The 20,289-nt window shown below is 70.0% G+C and carries 16 protein-coding genes; 11 read left to right on the forward strand and 5 right to left on the reverse strand.

The annotated features are described in order from the left end of the window. Window positions 1-121 precede the first annotated feature (121 nt). Window positions 122-1,021, forward strand: a complete 900-nt coding sequence (locus CEY15_RS04195) for an alpha/beta fold hydrolase (protein ID WP_095717434.1) — start codon at window positions 122-124, stop codon at window positions 1,019-1,021. Here the strand turns inward: CEY15_RS04195 and CEY15_RS04200 are convergent. After that, complete coding sequence (locus tag CEY15_RS04200) at window positions 981-3,161, reverse strand: prolyl oligopeptidase family serine peptidase (RefSeq protein ID WP_095717435.1); 2,181 nt, start codon at window positions 3,159-3,161, stop codon at window positions 981-983. The two genes, CEY15_RS04195 and CEY15_RS04200, sit on opposite strands and share 41 nt — an antisense overlap. 168 nt (window positions 3,162-3,329) lie before the next feature. Here CEY15_RS04200 and CEY15_RS18405 point away from each other — a divergent pair, with 168 nt between their 5' ends. Both CEY15_RS18405 and lpdA read left to right on the forward strand, forming a co-directional pair. Further along, entirely contained in the window at window positions 3,330-3,482 is a 153-nt protein-coding gene (locus CEY15_RS18405; RefSeq protein WP_176475014.1) for a hypothetical protein, read from the forward strand. Between the two features lie 123 nt (window positions 3,483-3,605). Next, window positions 3,606-5,000, forward strand: a complete 1,395-nt coding sequence (gene lpdA, locus CEY15_RS04205; protein WP_095717436.1) for a dihydrolipoyl dehydrogenase — start codon at window positions 3,606-3,608, stop codon at window positions 4,998-5,000. A gap of 208 nt (window positions 5,001-5,208) precedes the next feature. Here lpdA and CEY15_RS04210 read toward each other — a convergent pair whose 3' ends face one another. After that, window positions 5,209-5,985, reverse strand: coding sequence for a hypothetical protein (locus CEY15_RS04210; protein WP_017837815.1), 777 nt, complete (start codon window positions 5,983-5,985; stop codon window positions 5,209-5,211). A gap of 226 nt (window positions 5,986-6,211) precedes the next feature. On the opposite strand from CEY15_RS04210, the gene CEY15_RS04215 reads away from it, so the two are divergent. Both CEY15_RS04215 and CEY15_RS04220 read left to right on the forward strand, forming a co-directional pair. Continuing rightward, window positions 6,212-6,940, forward strand: a complete 729-nt coding sequence (locus tag CEY15_RS04215; protein WP_095717437.1) for an HAD family hydrolase — start codon at window positions 6,212-6,214, stop codon at window positions 6,938-6,940. After that, a complete protein-coding gene (locus CEY15_RS04220; protein ID WP_095717438.1) occupies window positions 6,937-9,438 on the forward strand; it encodes a glycoside hydrolase family 65 protein in 2,502 nt (833 codons plus the stop codon). The genes CEY15_RS04215 and CEY15_RS04220 overlap by 4 nt, the downstream gene beginning before the upstream one ends. 281 nt (window positions 9,439-9,719) lie before the next feature. Here CEY15_RS04220 and CEY15_RS04230 read toward each other — a convergent pair whose 3' ends face one another. From CEY15_RS04230 to ramB, 3 genes are all read right to left on the reverse strand, one after another. Next, entirely contained in the window at window positions 9,720-10,589 is an 870-nt protein-coding gene (locus CEY15_RS04230; protein ID WP_245847238.1) for a DUF559 domain-containing protein, read from the reverse strand. Between the two features lie 342 nt (window positions 10,590-10,931). Continuing rightward, the gene (locus CEY15_RS04235; protein WP_095717441.1) at window positions 10,932-11,510 is read right to left on the reverse strand and encodes a carboxymuconolactone decarboxylase family protein; all 579 of its coding nucleotides are present in this window, start codon (window positions 11,508-11,510) and stop codon (window positions 10,932-10,934) included. Between the two features lie 5 nt (window positions 11,511-11,515). Further along, window positions 11,516-12,970, reverse strand: a complete 1,455-nt coding sequence (gene ramB, locus CEY15_RS04240) for an acetate metabolism transcriptional regulator RamB (protein WP_042330038.1) — start codon at window positions 12,968-12,970, stop codon at window positions 11,516-11,518. Window positions 12,971-13,163: 193 nt separating this feature from the next. Here ramB and aceA point away from each other — a divergent pair, with 193 nt between their 5' ends. From aceA to CEY15_RS04270, 6 genes are all read left to right on the forward strand, one after another. Then, a complete protein-coding gene (aceA, locus tag CEY15_RS04245; RefSeq protein WP_017837809.1) occupies window positions 13,164-14,453 on the forward strand; it encodes an isocitrate lyase in 1,290 nt (429 codons plus the stop codon). A 159-nt stretch (window positions 14,454-14,612) separates the two neighbouring features. Then, window positions 14,613-15,533 (forward strand): 3-hydroxybutyryl-CoA dehydrogenase, encoded by a 921-nt coding sequence (locus tag CEY15_RS04250; protein WP_042330036.1) that lies wholly within the window; start codon window positions 14,613-14,615, stop codon window positions 15,531-15,533. A 5-nt stretch (window positions 15,534-15,538) separates the two neighbouring features. After that, complete coding sequence (gene metE, locus CEY15_RS04255; RefSeq protein ID WP_095717442.1) at window positions 15,539-17,839, forward strand: 5-methyltetrahydropteroyltriglutamate--homocysteine S-methyltransferase; 2,301 nt, start codon at window positions 15,539-15,541, stop codon at window positions 17,837-17,839. A gap of 77 nt (window positions 17,840-17,916) precedes the next feature. After that, the gene (locus tag CEY15_RS04260) at window positions 17,917-18,225 is read left to right on the forward strand and encodes a hypothetical protein (protein ID WP_017837806.1); all 309 of its coding nucleotides are present in this window, start codon (window positions 17,917-17,919) and stop codon (window positions 18,223-18,225) included. An 89-nt stretch (window positions 18,226-18,314) separates the two neighbouring features. Beyond that, a complete protein-coding gene (locus CEY15_RS04265) occupies window positions 18,315-19,523 on the forward strand; it encodes a DUF445 domain-containing protein (RefSeq protein ID WP_017837805.1) in 1,209 nt (402 codons plus the stop codon). A gap of 164 nt (window positions 19,524-19,687) precedes the next feature. Continuing rightward, complete coding sequence (locus tag CEY15_RS04270) at window positions 19,688-20,209, forward strand: helix-turn-helix domain-containing protein (RefSeq protein WP_095717535.1); 522 nt, start codon at window positions 19,688-19,690, stop codon at window positions 20,207-20,209. Window positions 20,210-20,289: the final 80 nt, after the last annotated feature.

A 20,289-nucleotide genomic window follows, 5' to 3' on the forward strand; every position in this document is an offset into this window, starting at 1 on the left:
TCCCGGACCCGACGGACCCCGCCCCACCACTACGGTGGGGCGGGGTCCGTTCTCCTGTCACGAGGTGGCGGGAGCCCCCCTGGAGTGGGCTCCGAAAGTGGGCCACTGGCAAACTGTACGCATGACCAAGACGGACGACCCGCGCCGTACCGAGCTCCGCCACACCGATGGCAGCACGAGCCCGCTGCTCATGGTGGAGTCCGCCGTCCCGGATCGGACCAGGCCCGCCGTCCTGGTCCTGCCCGGTATCGCGGTCGGCGCCAGGTACTACCTCCCGCTGGCCAGAGCGTTGGCCGCGGCAGGGGTGGACGTGGCGATCACCGAACTGAGGGGCCAGGGCGAGAGCACCCACCGCATCGGCCGCGGCGGGGGAGCGGCCGGATACCACGAGAGCGCCGCCGAGGACGTCCCGCTGGCGCTGGACGCGATGCAGCGCGAGCTCGGCGCCCGGCGGGTGGTGCTGCTCGGCCACAGCATGGGCGCGCAGATCGGGGTGTACCACCTGGCGCGGCGCGATCCCCGGGTGGCGGGCCTGGTGGCGGTGGCGGCGCAGTCCCCGTTCTACCGCGGGTACCCCCGCCGCGTCGGACGGCGACTGCGAGCGGGCTCGATCCTCCTGCCCGCCATCGGCTCGCTGGCGGGACACGTCCCGGGACGGTTCTTCGGCGCGAGCGGTCGGATCCCGGCCGACCGCATCAGCGACTGGTCCCGTCTCGCGGCCCGGGGGAGCATGCAGCCGGCGCGCGCCGACCTCGACTACCGGGAGGGTCTGACCCGCGTGACGGTGCCCGCGCTCGCGGTGGTGATCGCCGACGACCCGCTCGCCCCCGAGAGCGCGGCTCGCGGGCTGCTGGCGATGCTCCCCGCTGCCCGGACGAGTCTCGAGCTGGAGCCGGAACCGCTGGGCCACAACACGTGGGCGCGCACACCCGCCCAGGTGGTCGCCCGGGTGCTGGCATGGATGGACCGGGAGGTGGCGCTCAGCCCGTCGGGGGACGACGACGAGGCAGCCGGCGCCTGAAGAACTCGTACGTGAGCACCGCTTTCCGGGCCTCCTGCGAGTTGTCGGCGGCGCCGGCGTGGCCGCCCTCGACGTTCTCGTAGTAGGCGACCTCGTGCCCGGCCGCCTCGAGCGCGGCCGTCATCTTGCGGGCGTGACCCGGGTGGACACGGTCGTCCCGGGTAGAGGTGGTCATGAGGACCGGGGGGTACGGGCGTTCGGAGGCCGGCCGGACGTGCTGGTACGGCGAGTAGGCGCCCAGGAAATCGTCCCAGTCCTCCGAGTCGGGGTCGCCGTACTCGGCCATCCAGGACGCGCCGGCGAGCAGCAGGTGGTAGCGCCGCATGTCCAGGAGCGGGACCGCGATCGCGAGGGCCCCGAACAGCTCCGGGTAGCGGGTGAGCATCACACCCATGAGCAGGCCGCCGTTGGACCCGCCGGTCGCGCCCAGCTGGTCGCGGGTGGTGACGCCGGTGGTGACGAGGGCCCGGGCGACGGCCGCGAAGTCCTCGAACGCGCGGGGCCGGTTCTCCCGGACGGCGGACTGATGCCACGAGGGCCCGTACTCGCCGCCGCCCCGGATCCCCGCCACCACGTAGGTGCCGCCTCCGGTGAGCCACAGCGCCCCGCGCAGGGCCGCGTACGACGGTCGCATCGACACCTCGAAACCGCCGTAGCCGTAGAGGATGGTCGGCCTGGGCCCGTCGGGCCCGGGGCCGCGCATCACGGTGTAGGGCACCGAGGTGCCGTCGTCACTGACCGCCGTGTGCCGGGTGACCTCGATCCCGGTGGTGTCGAAACGGTCCGGGGTGGACCCGAGCGTGGTGGTGGTGCCGTCCGCGCGGAGCAGCACCAGCGAGGGCGGGACGATCGGACCGGAGACCGCCAGGACGGCGTCGTCGGGGTGGGGGCGCTCGTCGTCGTCACCGTCGTCATCGTCGCTGACACGCCAGTCGGACAGGCGGTCGCACGACAGCACGTCCACCGACACGTGGTCCGGTAGTCCCTCGACCGGGCGGGGCTCCCAGGCCCCGTCCGCGGATCCCGGGATCGAGTACGCCTCGAGACGCGACTCGGCCTCGTCGAGGATCGTCAGCAGGATCCGGCCCCGGCCCCAGGTCACGTCCTCGACCGTGGTGGAGGGGGTGGGGGAGAACAGGACCACGGGCTCGGGCAGCCGCGAGGGATCGGCGTCCACGGCGGCCCACGGCACCACGAGGACCGAGCCGCCGGGGTGGGATCGGCCCGCGATCACCAGGTCGGTGCGCGGACGCAGCAGCAGCCAGTCCCCGCAGGAACTCACCCGGCAGTCCTCGGGCACCGGCACCCGGCGGGGCGCCGTCGCGGCGGGATCGGCCCCCGGGGACCAGAACCACTCCTCGGAGGAGTGGAAATCGGGGGCGCGACTGGCCGTGTACCGGCCCGAGGAGAGGTCGTACGAGGCCCCCACCGCCACGTCCTGCGTCCGCCCGGAGAAGATGACCGGGGCGTCGAGCGGGTCGGACCCGCGGTGCCACACCCTCGCCAAGCGCGGGTAGCCGGAGTCGGTGGCGTCCGCTCCCTCCGGGTCCAGCGGTGAGGACAGCAGCAGTGTGTCCCGGTTCACCCAGGACACCGAACTCTTGGCCTCCGACACTCGGAACCCGCCCTCGGCCTCGGGGACGAACCGGCGGGTGGTCAGGTCGAACTCGCGGACCTCCACCGCGTCCGCGCCCCCGCGTGAGAGCCGGAGGAGCGCCCTGTCGTCGGCGGGACGCCGGACTACCGCTCCCGAGTAGACCCAGTTGACCCCTTCCTCCGCCGCCAGGGCGTCCACGTCCACGAGGGTGTCCCAGGCCGGGTGGTCGACACCCGGGGCGCCGCGTGTCAGCACGGACCACGGCACCCGCCGCCACAACCCGCGGGGATGGTCGGCATCCCGCCAGAAGGTGTAGGCGTACCGGCCCCGCAGGACCGGCCAGGCGATACGGTCGGTGGCGTCGAGAATCTCCAGGGCGCGCGCGTGGGCGGACTCGGCCTCGGGGCCGAAGGCCAGGTCCGCCACGGTGCGGTCGCTGCGTACCCGGACCCACTCGAGCGCCTCGGCCGAATCGACGGCCTCGAGGTGCAGGTACGGGTCGGCTGACCCGGGTGGGTTGTCGGGCGATGCGGGTGAGGTCATGCCCCGATGATGCCGTGTACGGCGCGGGGACATCTGTACGGGAGGTAAGAAATACACAGGCTCTTGTTACCGAGCCGTAGCGTCAGTACCATCGACGCCATGCAGGGGTCGCCTGACCCGGCCATTCTCGAATCCCTCGGGAATGCACTCGATAAACGGAGATACACAATGGGTTCTCTCAGCCTCGGTTCGGTCACGGACTCCCTCGGCAACGCCACCGGCACCGGCAGCTCAACGCAGACGATCACCGACCAGATCGCCGAGACCGTCGGCAACCTCGTCGCCACCGCCCTCAAGTCGGTCCTGGGCAACCTGTCCTGATCGCACCCGACGCGGGTCCCGTCGCCGCCCCTCCCCCCGGGAGGAGGCGGCGACGGTCATTTCGGGTGGGGTTCCGCATCGCTCCGGCTCATCCGGGCCGCCCGGAGCGCTACCCTGTGTGTCGTGGCTGACACTCATTACGACCTCATCGTCCTCGGCGCGGGCCCCGGTGGCTACGTCGCCGCAATCCGCGCCTCCCAGCTCGGCCTCAAGGTGGCCGTGATAGAGGAGAAGTACTGGGGCGGGGTATGCCTCAACGTCGGGTGCATCCCCTCCAAGGCGCTGCTGCGCAACGCCGAGCTGGCCAACACGGTGCTGCGTGAGGCCAAGACGTACGGCATCTCCGGGGACGTCTCCTTCGACTTCGGCGCGGCCTACGACCGCAGCCGGAAGGTCTCCGAGGGCATCGTCAAGGGTGTCCACTACCTCATGAAGAAGAACAAGATCACCGAGATCGACGGCTTCGGCAGCTTCACCGACGACAAGACGATCGAGGTCGACGGCACCGCGTACACCTTCGACAACTGCATCATCGCCACCGGCTCCGTGGTCAAGACGCTCCCCGGAATCGAGTTGAGCGAGAACGTGGTGGACTACGAGGACCAGATCCTCTCCCGCGAACTCCCGGACTCGGTCGTGATCGTGGGTGCCGGGGCGATCGGCATGGAATTCGCCTACGTCATGGCCAACTACGGCGTCGAGGTGACGATCGTCGAGTACATGGACGGCCTCCTGCCGAACGAGGACGCGGAGGTCTCCAAGGAGATCGCCAAGCACTACAAGAAGCTCGGGGTGAAGGTCCTCACCGGCCACAAGACCACCAAGGTCACCGACAACGGCGACTCGGTCGAGGTCGAGGTCGAGAAGAACGGCGAGGAGGGCAAGACCCAGACGCTGACCGTGGACAAGGTGCTGATGGCCGTGGGGTTCGCGCCCCGCGTCGAGGGCTACGGGCTCGAGAACACGGGGGTGGAGCTCACCGACCGCGGCGCCATCGCGATCGACGACCACATGCGGACCAATGTCGAGGGCATCTACGCACTGGGCGACGTCACCGCCAAGCTGCAGCTGGCCCACGTGGCCGAGGCGCAGGGCGTGGTGGCGGCGGAGACCATGGCCGGCGCACCGACCCAGACACTGGGCGACTACCGGATGATGCCCCGCGCCACCTTCTGTCAGCCGCAGGTGGCCTCCTTCGGGCTCACCGAGGCGCAGGCCCGCGACGAGGGGTACGAGGTCAAGGTGGGCAAGTTCCCGTTCTCGGCCAACGGCAAGGCCCAGGGCCTCGGCCACGCGGTCGGGTTCGTCAAGATCGTGGCGGACGCGACGCACGGTGAGCTGCTCGGCGGGCACCTCATCGGCCCCGACGTCTCCGAGCTGCTGCCCGAGCTGACGCTGGCCCAGATGTGGGACCTCACCGCCGAGGACGTGGCGCGCAACGTGCACACCCACCCGACCCTGTCGGAGGCCATGAAGGAGGCCATCGAGGGCGTCAGCGGCCACATGATCAACCTGTAGGGCGCCGCCCGGCCCGGCCGGCTCTGCCGGCGACAGGCCCGGGTCGTCCCGGCCGGCGTCAGGCCAGGGTCGGCCCGGCCGGCGTCAGGCCCGGGCCAACGAAAAGAGCGTTCCGCGCACCGCCTCTCGGGCGACGTGCGCGGAACGCTCTTTACGATGGCCGGTGAGCGGGCGACGGATGCCGGCAGGCAGCGGGCCCGCGGGCCTGCTATTCGGCCGTCGCGATCTTGGCCATCTGCGCCTGGTAGATGGCATCCAGCGCGCCGTCCGCCGAGGGCAGGACCGGGTCGGCCGCCGGGTCGTTGCCGCGGGCCGCGTACTCCACGCTCACCGTGGTCTCGCGGGTGTAGCCGTGGATCGCGATCGCCCGGCTCAGCGATCGGGTGCCGTCGGGCCGGGTGGTGATGAAGTCGCTGGTCACCCGGAAGCCCTCGACGCCTTCGAGGGCCGGGGCGTCCTCCACGGTCATGACCAGCTCGACGTCCGGGTTGGTGGTGCTGCGCGACGAGGTGCAGGCCTCGTAGAGCGAGCGGTCCATGAAGTCGTCGAGCTTCTCGCCGACCATGCCGATCCCGAAACGGTGCTCGGTCTCGTCCTCCTCCGACTGCTTGTACCGCACCGCCGCGGTCAGGCCGTCGGTGGTCGCGAAGTTCGAGACCGTCTCCAGTCGGGAGACCCTGTCGCACGCCGGGTCCTCCATGAGCTGCTTGCCCTGGTCGGCGACGAGCTTGTCGACCGCCTCCTGGAGGAGAGCCGGCTCGATCACCTGCACCACACCGCCGCCGGGGGCCTCGCCCTCGGACAGGACCAGCTGGTCGAGAGGTGCCTGGGGCGCGGACTCGTTGACGGTCGTCGTGGTCTGGGCGTCGCCCGAGGCGTCGCCGTTCCCTTCGTCGTCGGACGTGCAGGCCGTCAGTGCGGCCGCGGTGACCAGTGCGAGGCCGGCGATCGCGACACGGCGGGGATTGCGGGTGCGAAGTCGCATCTCTCTCCTTCTAGTACAGAGTCATCGACCATAGTGCCACCGGGTACCCGACAACGGTGCATTGTGGCCCGCATGGAGCCGTGGTGTCCCGCCCTACACCCCCGCGGGTCAGTGAGATGGACCGCACGGGGGGAGGTAATGAGCTCGGTCCCCGGGTCGGGTGTCTACCCTTGATGCGTCACCGGTTGAGCCCGATCGGCCCACCGACCCGGAAGCAGGATGCGACATGGACCATCACGGCATCGATGCCGTGCTCTTCGACCTGGACGGGGTCATCACCCCGACCGCCGAGAAGCACATGCAGGCGTGGAATCGAATGTTCTCCGCCTACTTCGCCGAGCGCGGGATCGACCCCTACTCGGACGCCGACTACTTCCGCTACATCGACGGCAAACCCCGTGTGGAGGGCATCGCGTCGATGCTCGCCGCGCGCGGCATCACCCTCCCCGAGGGCGACGACGAGGACCTGCCCGACGCGGACACCGTCAGCGGATTGGGGTTGCGCAAGAACCTCGTCTTCCGCGAACTGCTCGATGAGGGAATCGAGCCCTACCCGGGGTCGGTCGCCTACCTCGACGCCCTCGACGCCGCCGGGATCGCCTCCTGCGTGGTCTCCAGCTCCAAGAACGCGCGCCCCGTGCTCGAGGCGGCGGGACTGCTGGACCGCTTCGAGGTCATCGTCGACGGCCTGGTGGCCCAGGCGGATCGGATCCCCGGCAAGCCCCGACCCGACACCTACCTCCGGGGCGCCGAACTACTGGGCGTGCCGGCGGGCCGCTGCGCGGTGATCGAGGACGCCGTCTCGGGGGTGCAGGCCGGCGCCGCCGGCGGGTTCGCGCGCGTCATCGGTGTGGATCGCGGCGCGGGGCGCGAGGTACTGCTCCGGGAGGGTGCGGACCTCGTCGTCGACGACCTGGCGGACCTCATCCCCGGGCTGACGGAGGCACGGTCATGACACCCGTCCCACCCGGGCGCGGCCCGGTCCACGACACGATCGGGCAGTCCGTGCCCGGCAACATCCGGACGACCTACGGCGTCAACCTCCGCAGTCACCTCGAGGTGCCGGAGATCAACCGCTCCACGCACCCGGTGGACCCGTGGCGCTGGGTGGAGACCAGCCCCAAGGCCTCCGCGCTGGGGGTCTCGGAGACGCAGTTCGCCGTGGCCAACGGTTACCTGGGCATGCGCGGCAACCCGGAGGAGGGCCGCGACTCCCACACCCACGGCACCTACGTCAACGGGTTCCACGAGACCTGGCACATCAAGCACGCCGAGGACGCCTTCGGGTTGGCGCGCGAGGGCCAGACCATGGTGGAGGCCCCGGACACCAAGACCATCCGCGTCTACGTCGACGACGAGCCGCTCCGTGTGAGCGAGGCCGACCTCGAGCACTACGAGCGCAGCATCGACTTCCGGGACGGCATCCTGCGCCGTGAGCTGACCTGGCGCACGCCGGCCGGCAAGAAGGTGATCATCCGCACCACTCGCATGGTCTCGATGGTGGAGAAGCACCTCGCGGTGATGACCTACGAGATCGAGCTCCCCGAGGAGCCGGCGCCGGTCGTGATCTCCTCGCAGGTCCTCAACCGGCAGGACGGCGAGAGCGAGTACCACTCCGCCGAGACCGTGCCCGAGGGGTTCGATCCGCGCCGGTCGGACGGCTTCGATCACCGGGTGCTCGAGCCCGTGGTCTCCGACGGCCAGCGCGGGTACCAGGTGCACGGGTACCGCTGCGCCAACTCGGGGATGTCGATCGCCGTGGCCGTGGACCACGAGGTCGAGACCGAGGACGAGGTCGACATGAGCGTGGAGAGCGACGACGACGCCTCCAAGGTCGTCTACCACGCCCACGTCACCCCCGGCCGTGTCCTGCGGCTCACCAAGCTGGCCGCGTACCACACCTCCGAGAAGGTCCCGGCGAACGAACTGGCCGACCGGTGCGCGCGCACCCTGTCCCGGGCGCGTGACCGCGGTGTGGAGGACCTGCAGCGCACGCAGCGCGACTGGTACGACCACTTCTGGCACCGCGGGGACGTGGAGGTGGACGGCCCGCCCGAGACTCAGCAGGCCATCCGCTTCAACCTGTTCCAGCTGGCCCAGGCCTCCGCGCGCGCCGAGACCTACGGGATCGCTGCGAAGGGAGTGACCGGGAGCGGCTACTCGGGTCACTACTTCTGGGACACCGAGACCTACGTCCTGCCGTTCCTCACCTACACGGTCCCGCGGTTCGCCCGGAACGCCCTGCGCTTCCGCTACTCGATGCTCGACAAGGCCCGCGCCCGCGCCCGCTTCCTGTCGGTGAAGGGCGCCCTGTACCCGTGGCGGACGATCAACGGCGAGGAGGCCTCCGCCTACTACGAGGCCGGCACCGCGCAGTACCACATCAACGCCGACATCGCGCACGCCATGGTCAAGTACCTGTGGGCCACCGGGGACCAGGAGTTCATGATCCGCGAGGGCGTGGACGTGCTGGTCGAGACCGCGCGGATGTGGGTCTCGCTCGGGTTCTTCGCCGACGACGGGTGCTTCAACATCCACGGCGTCACCGGGCCCGACGAGTACACCACCGTGGTGGACAACAACCTGTTCACCAATGCCATGGCGCGGTTCAACCTGGCGGCGGCGGCCGTCGCCTGCAAGCGCATCGCCGAACTGGGTGACGGCCGGTGGGCGGCGATCTGCCGGCGGCTGAAGATCGACGACGGCGAGATCGCGGAATGGCGGCGTGCCGCCGAGAACATGGTGATCGCCTACGACGAGACCCTCGGGGTGCACCCGCAGGACCAGGACTTCCTGGCCAAGGAGGTCTGGGACCAGGATCTAGAACACCCGCGTCGCCCGCTGCTGCTGCACTTCCACCCTCTGGTGATCTACCGGCACCAGGTCCTCAAGCAGGCGGACGTGGTGCTGGCGATGTTCCTGCGCGGCGACGAGTTCACCGAGGAGCATAAGCGGGCCAACTTCGAGTACTACGACCCGCTCACCACGGGTGACTCCACTCTCTCGGCGGTCGTGCAGTCGATCATCGCCGCCGAGATCGGGTACTGCGACGAGGCGTTCGAGCACTTCTCAAAGGCGCTCGTGGTGGACCTGGCGGACGTGCACGGTAACGCCGCCCACGGAATCCACGTGGCCTCGGCGGGCGGGGTGTGGTCGGCGCTCGTGAGCGGGTTCGGCGGGATGCGCGACTACCGCGGCGACATCTCGTTCGACCCCCGGGTGCCGGCCGAATGGGGCGCGTTGACGTTCCGGCTGACCGTGCGCGGGACACACGTGCGGGTCCGGTGCACCCACACGGAGATCACGATCGTCAACCTCAACGGTGCGGATTTCGACTGCACCGTGCAGGGGCAGGCGGTGACGGTCCCCGCGGGCGAGACCCTCACGATGGGCTTGGACGAGCGGGCGCGTGCCTGTCTGCCACGCGCCGAGACCTCCACCGGGGAGCGCTGAGGGGAGCGCCGGGGCGGGAAGGCCCGGCGCGCACCCGGCCGGCTCCCGCCCCCACCCGGCCGGCTCCCGCCCCGCCCCGGCCGGCTCCCGCCCCGCCCCGGCCGGCTCCCGCCCCACCCCGCCGACTTGTGCGCCGTCTTCGTCCTGCGCGCTCGGAATGCCCGGAGGACGGGCGGGTGCGCTGGCGAAATGGACCAAAGAGGCCGCGCACCTGTGCGTGCCGCAGGGAAAGCGGGCCAGCTGCGTCGAAAGCTCTGGCGCGGGCGCGCGACGTCGAGGTGTCAGGCGACAACGACGCGAGAGGAACGCTGGGCGTACGCTGCCCGAACCTGCTGAAGCACGTCGTCTCGCTGGGAACGGAATATCCTGTGGTCTAGGCCGATCACGATCCAACCGGCGGCGAGGAGGCGGTTCCTACGGAACCGGTCCTTCGACTGCTGCGCCGGGTGCTCGTGGTGCGGGCCGTCGTACTCGACTGCGATCTTGTGAACGGGGTCGGCGAGATCGAGGCGGTAGTCGTCCCACACCTCGACCTGCGGTATGAACCCCGTGAAGCCCGCGTCACGGAGGAACAACCTCGCCTCGGTCTCCATAGGCGACTCACTGCGACGGTCGGCGTCCGCGAGTACCCGTCGTGCCCGTGCGACCCCCCAGGTGCCGACCTGCTCACCGACGACGTCGCGTAGTTCACGGTCCGAGAATCCGTGTCGGTAGAACTGTTCCACCGCGAGGACCCCACCGAGGTGGTCGGTGAACCGGGCCAGGTCGAAGGCCGTCCACCGACGGCTGGTGACGGCCACGCCCCGCTTCCGCTCCACGGCCGAGGGCGGCACCCGATACCGACGAAGGCGCAGACCCGAGCGTGTTCTGCCGCTGGGGCCGACGCACAACTCCGGAACCGCGTCGTCCGGGGCGTCGATCCCGTGGAGTACCGCCGCTGACCAGCCGGTGAGGACCCCGTCCGGGTACAACCGCGAATACGCCACCGACCTGGTCTCGAAGGTGAGCGGGAGAGCAACGGGCAGCCAGAGCTCGTCCGCGATCTTGAGGAACTCGCGTTCTCGTCGGCGACGGGGGAGAGCGGCCAGCTCGCGGCTGAGTCGGGCGGACGACAGGACGGGATGATGCGGTCCCGGGCGATGGCGTGTCATGCCGAGGATCATGCACCCCAGGAACGAGTGGAACCGCCGCCAGTTCGACGATCTCCGCTTGCCTGTGGGGAGCCGACACCTCTTGTGGACAACCGGGCCGCTGCCGCGGGTGCCGGCCGATCACCTGCTCAGAAGCGGCTCGACAGGTCAGCGGAAAACTCGGTGTGCGGCGTGAATGGACCAGAGGGGCCGCGCAACCCAGGGGTGGGCGGGCAAAGGGGACGCGCAGGGCAAAGGGGGCGCGTAAGCCAGGGGACGCGCAGGGCAAAGGGGGCGCGTAAGCCAGGGGGTGGGCGGGCAAAGGGGGCGCGCAAGCCGGGGAGGGGTGGGCGGGGAGAGGGGTCAGCGGGGGCGGTCGGGTTGGATCCGCAGGGCGTGGAGGGTCGTGGCCAACCCGTCGTACTGCGCCACCAACTGCACCAGGCCCACCAGCTCCGCCTCGGTCAGGTGAGCGGCCACCTCCGCCCACGTGTCGTCGGCGATGTCCTTGGTCCGCACCAGTTCGTCGACAGCGGCCAACACCGCCTCCAGCCGGTCCGGCCACCCGGCTGAGGCGGGATCGTGCAGGGTGCGGGCGATCTCGTCGTCGTCGAGCCCCACCCGCGCCCCGATCCGCTCGTGGTGGGCCCGCTCGTAGGCGCTGCCGCGCAGGTGGGCCACGCGCAGGATGACCAGCTCGGTGGTACGGCGGTCGAGGATCCCGAACGGCATCATCATCCCGGAGTAGGCCAGCCACGCGGGGAAGAGACGGCGTGCCCGGCCGAGGGTGGCGAACAGGTGGACGTCGCGGCTGCCGGTGACGCGGGCTCCCACGCGGTTGACGGCCCAGCCCACCGGTCCGAGTTCGCGGAATCCGCCGGGGCGGATGCGGGGCCGGACCTGGTCCCCGGGGGCACTGTCGGTGTGGTGTGGCTGGCTCATGGCCGTCAGGGTAGGGCAGGGGAGGACTCCCGGGAGTGGGGATCGTCGAGCAGATACGGCGAGAGCGATGATCGGTGGGCATCGACCCTGAGTGTGCGGTTGAGCGGGGGGAAGGCCCGCTGGGGGCAGGCCGGCCTCTCGCACATGCGGCACCCGGATCCGATCTTGGTGGCGGCGTCGGCGTCGGCGAGGTCCAGGCCCTGCGCGTAGACGGTGCGGTGGGCGTGCCGGGCCTCGCAGCCCAGGCCGATCGCGAACGTCTTGCGGGGTTGGCCGAACCGCATGGGCCGGGTAGTCACGGTCCGAGAGACCCACAGGTGCAGGCGGCCGTCGGGCAACTCCGCGACCTGCCGCATGATCTTGCCGGGGAACGAGAAGGTCTCGTAGACGTTCCACAACGGGCACGTGCCGCCCGAGGTCGTGAAGTGGACGCCGGAGGCCGACTGCCGCTTGGACATGTTCCCCGCGCGGTCCACCCGCACGAAGCTGAAGGGCACCCCGGCGGCGCCCGGGCGCTGGAGCGTCGACAGGCGGTGGCACACGGTCTCGTAGCCCGTCGCGTAGAAGGTCATCAGGCGTTCGACGTCGTAGCGGAAGTCCTCGGCGGTGTCGAGGAAGCGCTGGTAGGGCATCAGTACGGCGGCGGCGAAATAGTTGGCCAGCCCGCGCTGGGCCAGGGAGGCGGCGGCGGGGGAGCTGAAGGCGCCGTCGGCAACGAGCTGGTCGAGCAGTTCGTGGTGCTCGAGGAACGCGAGTTCCGATGCCACGCGGAAGGCCTGTTGCCCCCCGGTCAGGTGCGCGGACAGGTCGAGCCGACGGTCGCGGGCGGAGTAGCGGTGCCACAGGCCGTCGGGCAGGTCCACGCGGCGTGCCACCCGGACCCCGTGGGTCTCGGCGAGCCGGTTCTCGAGCTCGGCGCGGACGTCGCCGCGGTTCATCCGGATCCGGGTGGTGAGCTCCTCGGCCGCGGTGTCCAGGGAATCGATGTAGTTCTGGCGCTGGTAGAAGTAGTCGCGCACCTCCTCGTGGGGCATGGCCAGCGCGAAGGTGTCCGTCTCGTCGGACAGGGCGTTGCGGCTCTCGGTGAGGGCGGCGAGGAGGTCGGCCGAGTTCCGGTACCTCTGGTTGAGCACGGCGAATGCCCGCGCCAGCGACGGGTGGGCACGGACCAGGTCGACCACCTCCCCCGCGGGGACGCCGGCGGACACCTGGGGGTCGGACAGGGCCTCGGTCAGTTCGGCGATCAGTCGGGTGTCGGCGTCCGACGCGAAGAAGGTCGAGTCGACCCCATACTCCTCGGACAGTCGGGCCAGCACCCGGGAGGTGACCGGGCGCGCGTCCTTCTCGAGCTGGTTGAGGTAGCTGGCGGACAGCCCCAGTGTCTCGGCGAACGCCGCCTGGGTCAGGCCGTGCTCCTCCCGCAGGCGTCGCAGGCGTGCGCCCATGTGGGTGGTGGTCATCAACGGCTCCCGCGGGTCGGTGGTGTGCCCCACATTCTTCGCAAAGTTCGCAATCGACGCAAGGAAACTCGCCAGATTCGCATAACTCGCAGGTAGACGGGCTGCGATGAGTATGGCATCCTTTCGAAGTACAGGACGCCGCGCTCGCAATCGTGCGAAGCCGGCTCCGCCCCCGAGACAGGAAAGAGTCGCGATGTCGAACGTTGGCAAGGCACGTACCGCTGCAGAGATCCAGCAGGACTGGGACACCAACCCCCGCTGGAAGGGCATCACCCGCAACTACACCGCCGAGCAGGTGGCGGAGCTCCAGGGCACCGTCGTCGAGGAGCACACCCTCGCCCGCCGCGGCGCGGAGATCCTCTGGGACAAGGTCAACAACAAGGACTTCGTCAACTCCCTCGGCGCGCTGACCGGCAACCAGGCCGTGCAGCAGATCCGTGCGGGCCTCGAGGCCGTGTACCTCTCCGGCTGGCAGGTCGCCGGCGACGCCAACCTCTCGGGCCACACCTACCCGGACCAGTCGCTGTACCCGGCCAACTCGGTCCCGACCGTCGTGCGTCGGATCAACAACGCGCTGCTCCGCGCCGACGAGATCGCCCGCATCGAGGGTGACACCTCGGTGGAGAACTGGCTCGCCCCGATCGTCGCCGACGCCGAGGCCGGCTTCGGTGGCGCCCTCAACGCCTACGAGCTGCAGAAGGCCATGATCGCGGCCGGCGCCGCGGGCGTGCACTGGGAGGACCAGCTCGCCTCGGAGAAGAAGTGCGGCCACCTCGGTGGCAAGGTGCTCATCCCGACCAACCAGCACATCCGTACGCTGACCTCGGCCCGTCTCGCGGCCGACGTCGCGAACGTCCCGTCGGTGATCATCGCGCGTACCGACGCCGAGGCCGCCACCCTCATCACCTCCGATGTCGACGAGCGCGACCGCCCGTTCATCACCGGTGAGCGCACCGCCGAGGGCTTCTACAACGTCAAGAACGGCATCGAGCCCTGCATCGAGCGCGCCAAGGCCTACGCCCCGTTCTCCGACCTCATCTGGATGGAGACCGGCACCCCGGACCTCGAGTACGCCAAGAAGTTCGCCGAGGCCGTCAAGGCGGAGTACCCGGACCAGCTCCTGGCCTACAACTGCTCGCCCTCCTTCAACTGGAAGGCGAACCTGGACGACGACACGATCGCCAAGTTCCAGAAGGAGCTCGGCGCGATGGGCTTCAAGTTCCAGTTCATCACCCTGGCCGGCTTCCACTCGCTCAACTACGGCATGTTCGACCTGGCCTACGGCTACGCCCGCAACCAGATGACCGCGTTCGTCGACCTGCAGCAGCGCGAGTTCAAGGCCGCCGAGGAGCGTGGCTTCACCGCCGTCAAGCACCAGCGCGAGGTCGGCGCCGGTTACTTCGACCGCATCGCCACCACGGTCGACCCCAACACGTCCACCGCGGCGCTGAAGGGCTCCACCGAGGAGGGTCAGTTCCACTGACCCCCCGGGTCGCCCTCCGGTAGGGCGACCAGCACCATGGCACCACCACACCGGGGGCCGGGATCGTCTCCTCGAGGCGTCCCGGCCCCCGGTCGTGTCCGTGCACACCCCGGGCCCGTGCCCGGACCGACCACCCGGTTCGAGAAGGACGTGTCGCAGATGCCCACCACCCGCGAGGTAGCCCCGGGGCCGGGGTCGATCACCCGCGTGGGGGTGGTGGGCGCCGGCCGGATGGGGGCGGGGATCGCCGAGGTCTGCGCGCGCGCCCACGTCGACGTGCTGGTGTGGGAATCCACCCGGGACCTCGCCGAGGCCGGCCGGTCCCGCATCCTCTCGTCGCTCGACCGGGGGGTCTCCTCCGGGAAGATCACCCGGCGCGAGCGTGACCAGGCCGCCCTGCGGCTGCGGTTCACCACCGACCTCGGCGACTTCGTCGACCGGCAGCTGGTGATCGAGGCGATCGTCGAGGACGAGGCGGCCAAGACGGCCGTGTTCCGTGAGCTCGACCGGGTGGTCACCGATCCGGAGGCGGTCCTGGCCTCCAACACCTCCTCCATCCCGATCATGAAACTCGGCTCCTGCACCGCCAGGCCCGAGCGCGTGATCGGCATGCACTTCTTCAACCCCGTCCCCGTGCTGCCCCTGGTCGAGCTGGTGAGCACGTTGGAGACGGGGAGGTCCGTGCGCGAGCGTGCCGAGGCGTTCGCCGAACAGGTCCTGGGCAAGCAGGTGGTGCACTCCGCGGACCGGTCGGGTGCCGTCGTCAACGCGCTGCTCGTGCCCTACCTGCTCTCGGCGATCAGGATGGCCGAGTCCGGCTTCGCCACCCCGGAGGACATCGACAAGGCCATGGTGCTGGGGTGCGCCCACCCGATGGGCCCGCTCTCCCTGGCCGACCTCGTGGGCCTGGACACGATCAAGGCGATCGCCGAGTCGATGTACACCGAGTTCCGTGAACCGCTGTACGCGCCGCCGCCACTGCTGCTGCGGATGGTCGAGGCGGGACGGCTGGGCGAGAAGAGCGGCCACGGCTTCTACCGCTACGACATCCCCCGAGCGACTGTCCGGGCCACCCGCTGACCGCCGTGGCCCGGGAGCTCGAACGCTCGCACCTCGCGCTCACGCGCGCGTCCAGCGTGCTCGGCTACCCGCGCATCGGCCCACGGCGAGAACTCAAGCGCGCGCTCGAGCGGTACTGGCACGGAGACGGCACCCGGTCCGAGCTCCTGTCCGTGGGACGCCGGATCCAGGAGTCGACCTGGCGGGAGCTCTGCGACGCGGGGCTGACGCAGATCCCGGGCAACACCTTCTCCTTCTACGACCACATCCTCGACGACGCCCTCCTCATCGGCGCCGTCCCGCACCGGTTCCGGGAGCTGGTGCGCGACCTGTCACCGCTGGACACCCAGTTCGCACTCGCGCGCGGTCGCGCGGACGTGGCTCCACTCGAACTGGTGGCTCTCCAGGGCACGCCGTACCACTACCGTCAGCCCGAGTTCGAGGACACGAGCGTGCTGGGTCTGGCGCCGGAGGCGCTGCTGGCCGAGGTCGAACGCGCGCACGAGCTGGGGATCGACATCCGGCCGGTGGTCACCGGGCCGGTGTCGCTGCTGATGCTGAGCAAGGCCGCACCCACCGCCGCTCGCGGATTCCGGCCGATCGAGCTGCTCGACCGGGTACTCGGGCAGTACGAGAGGCTGCTGGAGGTCCTGGCGGAGGCGGGCGTGACCTGCGTCCAGTTCGACGAACCCTGTATGACCATGGAACGCACCGCCGGCGAGATCGAGCCGCTGCGTCACGCCTATGACCGGTTGTCCGCGTCCCCCACGCGACCGCGGATCCTGGTCACGGGCCAGTACGGGGACCTGGCCGAGGCGCTGCCCGCGCTCGCGTCGACCGGGGTCGAGGCGATCGGTCTCGACCTGGTCCACGGGTACCGGGCCCCCGACGACCTCGCGGCGATCCCGGGACTCGCGGGCAAGCGACTCTACGCCGGTGTGGTCGACGGCCAGAACGTCTGGCGGACGGACAAGTTCGAGGTGCTCGAGTACCTGAGGCGGCTCAAGGTCACCTTCGCCGACCTGGTGGTCTCGACGTCCTGCACGCTGCTCCACGTGCCCTACGACGTCGGGGCCGAGGTGGACCTGCCCGCCGAACTGGGGGACTGCCTGGCCTTCGCGCGGCAGAAGGTCGCGGAGGTGGTGTCGCTGGCGGACGCGGTGGTCGACGGACCGACGCCGCGGTGGCGGCCGCTGCCGGAGCGGCCCAGTGCGCGCAGGCCGGACGTGCGGGCCAGGACGGCGCAGGTCGACGACGACGACAAGGTCCGCATGCCCTACCCGGAGCGGGCTCCGCTGCAGGCGGCGCGTCTGGGGCTCCCGATCCTACCCACCGCGACCCTCGGGTCGTTCCCGCAGACCGTGCAGATCCGCAGGGCCCGCCGGGACCTGGCCGACGGCCGGATCGACTACGAGCGCTATCGCGGCTATCTGCGCGACGAGATCGCCTCGGTGATCCGACTGCAGGAGGACATCGGTCTCGACGTCCTGGTGCACGGTGAGGTCGAGCGCAATGACATGGTGCAGTACTTCGCGGAACTGCTCGACGGGTTCGCGGCGACCCGGCACGGATGGGTCCAGTCCTATGGGTCCCGCTGCGTGCGCCCACCGATCCTGTACGGCGACGTGGCGCGTCCCGCGCCGATGACGGTCGAGTGGACCGGGTATGCGCAGACCCTCACCGACCGACCGGTCAAGGGGATGGTGACGGGACCGGTGACGATGCTCGCCCGGTCCTTCTGCCGGACCGATCTCGCGCTGCCGGAGGTGGCCACCCAGTTGGCCCTGGTGGTCCGGGACGAGGTGGCGGACCTGGAGGACGCGGGGGTGGCGATCGTGCAGATCGACGAACCGGCGATCCGTGAGCTGCTGCCGCGGCGTGGGGCGGACAGACGTGCCTATCTCGAGTGGGCGGTGGCCACGTTCCGCCTGGCCTCCGCGGGCGCCGGTCCGGACACCCAGATCCACACCCACCTGAGCTACTCGTCCCTGCAGGTGATGAAGGAGGCGATCGAGGGGCTCGACGCCGATGTGACGGCGATCGTCGCGACCCGGTCGATCGACTGGGTCCTGGACGCGCTCACGGACCACACCCTGACGCGGCAGGTCGCCCCGGGTGTCTACGAGTCGAGATCGGGGTTCGTCCCCGACATCGACCTGCTCCACGAGAGGCTGCTCGAGGCGGTGGCGGCGGTGGGGGTGGACCGACTGTGGGCGGTCCCGGACGGTGGGCTCAAGACCCGCTACACCTGGCAGCTGGAACCGAGTCTGCGCAACCTGGTCACCGCTGCGCGACGAATCCGCCGGGCGGTTGCCCCCGGGACCTGAGGTTCCAATAGAATCAGGACAAGCAACTCCCGGGCCGCGGGGCCAGGGATCGGTAGTAGACGAAAGAGGACGACATCATGGCCGGTCAGACCCTCGAGCACACTGGTGCTGCCATCGTCGAGGAGTACTACCCGACGTACGCCACGGAGGTGGCGCCGACCTACCCGCTGTACTCCACCGAGATCTACGCCGGTTCGGCCATCATGTTGCTGTCGATGAGCATGCTGGGGCTGCCCATCACGGCGCTCGCCTTCTACATCGACGACATGGACGTGTCTCTCGGTCTGGTCGTGGCGGCGGTCGTCGCCACGGTCGTCGTCTTCGTCATCGGCCTCGCGGTCTGCATGGTCGGTTTCCGCAAGTACGGACGCAAGGACGCGCACTGACGCTCGACCCGGTCACCGCGGCGGGTGGGCCCGCCCTGGTGGCGGGCGACCCGGCCACTGATGCGGAGCGCAGGTCTGCTCTCCGCCGCATGAAGCTGGTCGCGACGGGGTTCCTGGTCCTGGCCGGGATCATCTTCCTCTTCGCCGAGTATTCGCTGTCCAACGGGGCCGGGGCGTGGGCCGGGTACGTGCGTGCGGCCTCCGAGGCGGGGATGATCGGCGGGCTCGCGGACTGGTTCGCCGTGACCGCGCTGTTCCGGCACCCGCTCCGGATCCCCATCCCCCACACGGCTCTCATCCCCAAGAAGAAGGACCAGCTGGGGGCCTCCCTGGGGACGTTCGTGGGCGAGAACTTCCTCGATCCCGAGATGGTGAGCGAGAAGGTCCGCAGTGCCCGGATCCCCGCACGGGCGGGCGAATGGCTCCAGGACGAGGACCATCGTGCGATCGCCTCCGACCAGGCGGCCAAGGCGATCCGCTCCGTCCTGGCGGTCCTGCGTGACGAGGACGCCACGGCGATCATCGAGCGGACCATAGTCGCGCGCATCGCCGAACCGCAGTGGGGCCCGCCGGCGGGTCGGATCCTCCAGGAGCTTCTCTCCGAGGGCCGTCACCTGCCGCTGCTCGATCTCATGGCCGACCGGACCCACGAATGGGTCGAGGCGCACCCGGAGACCATCGACCGCTGGGTCCGCGAGAAGGCGCCCACCTGGGCCCCACAGTTCGTCAACGAGCTCCTCTCCGATCGCGCCTACCGCGAACTGCGCGAGTGGACCTGGCAGATCAAGGTGGACAAGCAGCACGCGGTCCGCCTCGCCCTGATCGGGTTCGCCGAGGATTTCGCCCGCGACCTCCAGCAGGATCCGGCCACGATGGACAAGCTCGAGACCTTCAAAGCGGAGGTGATGAACCGCGAGGAGGTCCGCCGTGCCGCGGCGACCGCCTGGACGGCCGCCAAGCGGATGATCGTCGAGGCCACCGAGGACTCCTCGTCGACCCTCCGGGTGAAGATCGACGACCTCCTGCGTCGACTCGCGGACATGCTGGTCGACGACGAGAAGGTCCGCGCCCGCCTCGACGACTACATGACCCGGACCGCCGCGTACGTGGCCGTGAACTACTCCGGCGAGGTGACGTCGATCATCTCCGAGACGGTGGAGCGCTGGGACGCGGACGAGGCGTCCGAGAAGATCGAGCTTCTCGCTGGCAAGGACCTGCAGTTCATCCGCATCAACGGCACGCTCGTGGGGGCGCTGGTGGGTCTGGTCATCCACCAGTTCACCCTGCTCATCTTCTGATCTTCTCTTCTGAGCCGCGCGTGCGCCGACCTGCTCGTCCCCCGGCCGTTGTGCTCCTCCGGGTGTGATTCATTACACGCCTCAGGCCGCTTGCTGCTGCTAGCACTCGTTGCTAGCGTTGTATGCAGACAACGTGAGATGCACGGCGAGAGGAGGTGGACTCCATGGCCGAGAAGCGTGGCCGGGAGAGTGGTCGACAGCCTGAGTCCGCCTCCGCGCAGGCGGCCGAACCGACCGCCGCGACCCTCGCGCGGAGGACCAAGCCGACCGGCGAGGTCCCCCGCCACGACGATGTCGCCCCACAGGGTGACGACGACAAGCGTGCGTCCGAGTCGCAGGACATCGGGTCGTTCATCCGCGCACAGCGGGAAGCCGCCGAGGTGTCCATCCGGCAGCTCGCGGAGCGGGCCGGCGTCTCCAATCCGTATCTGAGTCAGATCGAGCGGGGGCTGCGCAAGCCGTCCGCGGAAGTGTTGGGTCAGATCGCACGAGGTCTGAGGTTGTCCGCCGAGGTGCTCTACGCCCGCGCCGGAATCCTCGAACTGAGGGAGGGGAGCCCGGTGAGGGATGCCATCCTCACCGCGCCCGACCTCACCGAGCGTCAAAGGGAGGTGCTCGTGGAGATCTACGAGTCGTTCCGATCGAACAACGCGATCGCCGCCGACCAGGTCGTCGACGTGCACTGAGCCCGTCCGACGGCGGCCCGGCAGGGCCACGTGACATCCGAACCCGCAAGACCTGCAGACAACGAACCATGCAGACAACG

The sequence above is a fragment of the Dietzia natronolimnaea genome (assembly GCF_002289575.1).
GTDB classification, from domain to species: Bacteria; Actinomycetota; Actinomycetes; order Mycobacteriales; family Mycobacteriaceae; genus Dietzia; species Dietzia natronolimnaea_A.